This window comes from Endozoicomonas sp. Z74 (assembly GCF_057680865.1).
The window spans coordinates 1-3,905 of the sequence record NZ_JBLYZI010000190.1; the positions used below are offsets into that span (position 1 = coordinate 1).

The 3,905-nt window shown below is 39.3% G+C and carries 2 protein-coding genes; both read right to left on the reverse strand.

From position 1 onward, the window contains the following. Window positions 1-119: 119 nt before the first annotated feature. Window positions 120-2,216 carry a hypothetical protein gene (locus tag ACNRUY_RS25945; protein WP_488114564.1) on the reverse strand — a complete coding sequence of 699 codons (2,097 nt, stop codon included), beginning with the start codon at window positions 2,214-2,216 and terminating at the stop codon, window positions 120-122. A 47-nt stretch (window positions 2,217-2,263) separates the two neighbouring features. Further along, window positions 2,264-3,799, reverse strand: coding sequence for a hypothetical protein (locus ACNRUY_RS25950; RefSeq protein ID WP_488114565.1), 1,536 nt, complete (start codon window positions 3,797-3,799; stop codon window positions 2,264-2,266). Between the last annotated feature and the right edge of the window lie 106 nt (window positions 3,800-3,905).

The following is a 3,905-nucleotide window of genomic DNA, read 5'->3' on the forward strand; positions in this document are numbered from 1 at the left end:
TGATTAGTATGAATCATAAGGGTTACCTTTTTACGATTTAGATTTCAGTGATTTCACCCTCTATCTAAATCGGTAACCCTTCCCTTTTTTGAAGAGGGAATTGTCAGATCAGATCTGAACTAATGCATATAATTAAATGGAACCCAAGCAAGACCATCAAGAATCTGTGGTTGATCAGACTCTGACAAATACTCTCCGTGAGAAGCAATTCCTGTTGGTAACTCAGTAAAATGAAGTTCAACTGACATTAAACGATCAAAGCTGCTGGTATACCCCTTCGTTATAATTTTTATAAGTTCAACATCTTTATTATAAACTGGTTCAATTACACAATCATCAATTATAAAACTTCCATCTTTGGAAATATCTACGTAGAAATCTTTTATTTTTCCTGCATTAAGGGCATCTATAACATTCAGAGTTTTATCTGACGACAAGTTTTCGACCAAACTTTCAAAGAGAAGATCCAATCGTGTTTTTTTATTTGACAGAGAGTAATTTACTTCTTTGGGCAGGAGAGTATTATTAAATGAATTTTTACTTGCATATGAATTTAACGCTGAAATAGCGCTAGGTAATTTGCTTACCTTCCAGCTACCCTTTTGTTCTTTGAGTAAAGCCATATAATTGTTAACTTTACTATCCTGCTCCTGGCTATTCAAGACAAACGTTGAACAAGAGGTGGTTTTATTTTTAAAGTAATTTTTAAATTCATTACGTACCGCTCCTTCAAACTTATCATTTTTATAATTCTCTAAAAATGAATCTAACTGGTCTGAAGGTGCAATAGCCAGAATAATATCTTTAACTACAGTTTCAAAGATTTCATAACCTTTATTATCTTTTCCCAATAGATCCTTTGGATATTTCTGATTTTGAATTTTATCGTACCGCATCAATTGTAAATATGGTATCCCATAACAGATTGATTTCGAGACTGTACCTTGTCCCTCCAATACCGTTGGCAAGTTAGCATTTGAATAGAAATAATCAAACCCAGTAGAAGGGACTCCCCCCAATTGCAAATAGAGGACCGAGTCTTTATTATTTATCAATTCTTCCAACTGATTATTTGTTGTATCTTCCTTAACCATCAAACAATCTAAACACTCACTTAAGCCTAGACTTTTGATATATTCAACTGCGCCATCATAAATGGTAATTTTCCTGTACAGGCTCCTCTTTTCTTTATCTAAATCAGACTTCTCCTTTTTAGTATATTTAGCTTGTTTTGGGTTAATCAGCTCTCTTTCTGCCTGTAACTTTTTACTCCAATTCTCAATTATTTCTATGCACCCTGTTTGAACAAGATCAATAGTTTCGTTGTTGTCAATCAACCCAAATGAAACCAAAACTATTTTTTTTTGCGCTTTGATATTTTTTTTGAATTCTATCAGAGATGCTAACAGAGAAAAAATGAAAATCGCAGGATTATCTTGACATCCAATTTGCATTTTGCCATCATCACGAATACCGTATACAGGCATAAGTAATATTTCTTTCCGCTCAAGTTTTTCAAATAGAACTTTGGCAATCTCAACTTTTCTTCTTTCTATACCTTTTTGTGCAGACTCTGCCATTTTATCCCAATCCTCTGACGTTAAGTCCATGATGGGGTAAAAATATGGTTTATCAGTCAAGCCTGGGAGGACATCGTCAAGATTAATAGGATTTTCATCACTATTAAATTGCAATTGATCTGGAGATGACCAATTATATGGCTGAAGCCTCAAAAAATATTTTGATTTTAGATTTTTAGCGTAGTAATTGTCATCATTATTATCCGCTCCACCAGTAAAGCCAAACTCAACTTCATTATTAATACAATCATTCTCGACAAACTTAATAAAATAAACTTTCGCTTTTTTTTCATCTCCAGGACCTGGTCCAATTTCAATCGGTATTTTATTCTGAAAATTACTTTTTGTAAGCCCTGGAATCAGCCTCATTAACTTATCTTCTGTCGACAATTTCTCCTTTCCTTGTTCATAGTAAACCTCAATTTTATTATAAAATTTGTATTCAAAAATTATACTATTTAAAATATTAACTGTGGTTGTCTGGTGCCCCATACCATTACTACCCGCCACAAAAATCCTAATACTTGAACTCTGGTTTATCTTTTTTGTAAAATCTTCACGACTACCAAAAAGACAAAGTTCTGAAATTTTCTTTGACGCATTAATCACTGCCTTCAATAAGCCATAAACAATCATAGTTAATCTTCCAGTTTTTTATTATCAATCACCAAACCCAGCAGTTTTTACTTTTGATCTTTCTTATACATCGCATACCAACCCAGGCCGGAGGCACTGGTATCACCATCAGGGTTTCCATACAGATAAAACTGCGTTGAACCATTGGGCGGGATCTTCATTAACCCTAAAAACTTCAGGGCAATATTGGTCAGCATTAACAAAAAGCCTTTGTTTTCTTTTACCGCTGCCAGTCGGATATGACCCACCGACAGCTTCAGCACATTCTGAAGGCTGATCAGTTTGGCGTTATCGGTACTAGTGCCGGGCAGCGTGATGCCAACAGCAGCCTTGTAGTGTTCACCGCTGCTCTGTGGTGACCAGGCCAGTGCCAGGGTAGAACTGAACCCCACCTTTCCGGCCAGTTCACCGGGGCTACCCATATCCAGATTAAACTGCAGGCCGTACCAGGGGTCATTGCCAATGCCTGACAATTGAAAATCGGCCATCACCGGCAAAAAGCCGTTTTGCGCCAGACTGTCTTTTTCCTGATAAAGAAGCCCCTGGATATCCAGGGCAAAATTGTCTACCAGGCTGTTGGGTCTGACCTGGCTCTGGCTGAGGTCAAAGCTGACCTCCCGTATGTTCATATCAAAAGCGGTCTCTTTCTCTTCTGAGAAATAGTGCATACCCAGGGTCAGGCTGTCGAACTTTAATCCCTGCCCGGTACCGTCGTCATTCTCAAGACTGCCAAAGGAGAAAAGGTCAAAAGTGTTGAAAACAGGCTTTTCTTGCTCTGCTCTAACACCGTTTTCTATGTCCACTTCTTCTGCAACAGAGTGTTTCAGAATGTTGAAATCCATAAACCCGGTTAATGAAAAGTATGAGTCCACATCTTCTCCCAGAGATGTATTGGGGTTAGATATTAGCTGAACACCGCTGATCTCAATTTTATGGAGGATATTACTGTCGGGATAGAACAAATTTGTTCCGACTGGGTCAAAGGAATAGGTGGCCATTCCATTGCTGTGCTGCAGGCTCCCTCTTAAAATAATACCGTTGTAAACATTACCCTCTTCGCCCATATCTTTAATAGCAGAGCCAAACAGTTCGTTAAGAGTCAACTGGCTGTAGCATTGAAAATTCTCCACACTGCCATTATGAAAAAGGGCCTTCAGGCTCAATAGCTGGAAATCATAGGCGCCACCGGTGGATGGCGCTATGGCCTTATCGATTTCAAGGGGATCAACCCCGGAACCCAGGTAATCAATCAGGCCGAAGGTAGCACTGGAATCTTTCAATGTCAGGTTGCCGGGCTGATTATCGATCTGACTCAGTGACACCCCGAAGTGGTGGGCTTTAAACCGCTCTGGCTCTTTGATCCCCGCCCTCAGGGTATTGAGCGTGGCCGGGACATCGCTAATATCCATGCGGAGTATTAGCATCCCCTTCCAGTTTTCATCAGTGGCTATTTTATTGAAAGAGGCATAACCGGCGTCGTTCTGAAGGCTCGCCTCCCTGAAGTAATTCTGCAGCCAGAGGGATAACACGGAGATTTGTTCAGGATCCGGTAAGGGGTTCTCCCAGGGCAAAAACATGATCAAGAATCAATCAGCCCAAGCACTTTCATCATATAGTCTTCATCCCAGCCACAGGTTTTACGTTTGTTCTTGATACCAGCCTTCACTGAAGTATCAAGCTTGAGAAGGT

Coding starts and splice junctions, on each gene's coding strand:
- ACNRUY_RS25945 (WP_488114564.1), bottom strand. CDS start 2,216: ATGATTGTTTATGGCTTATTGAAGGCAGTGATTAATGCGTCAAAGAAA.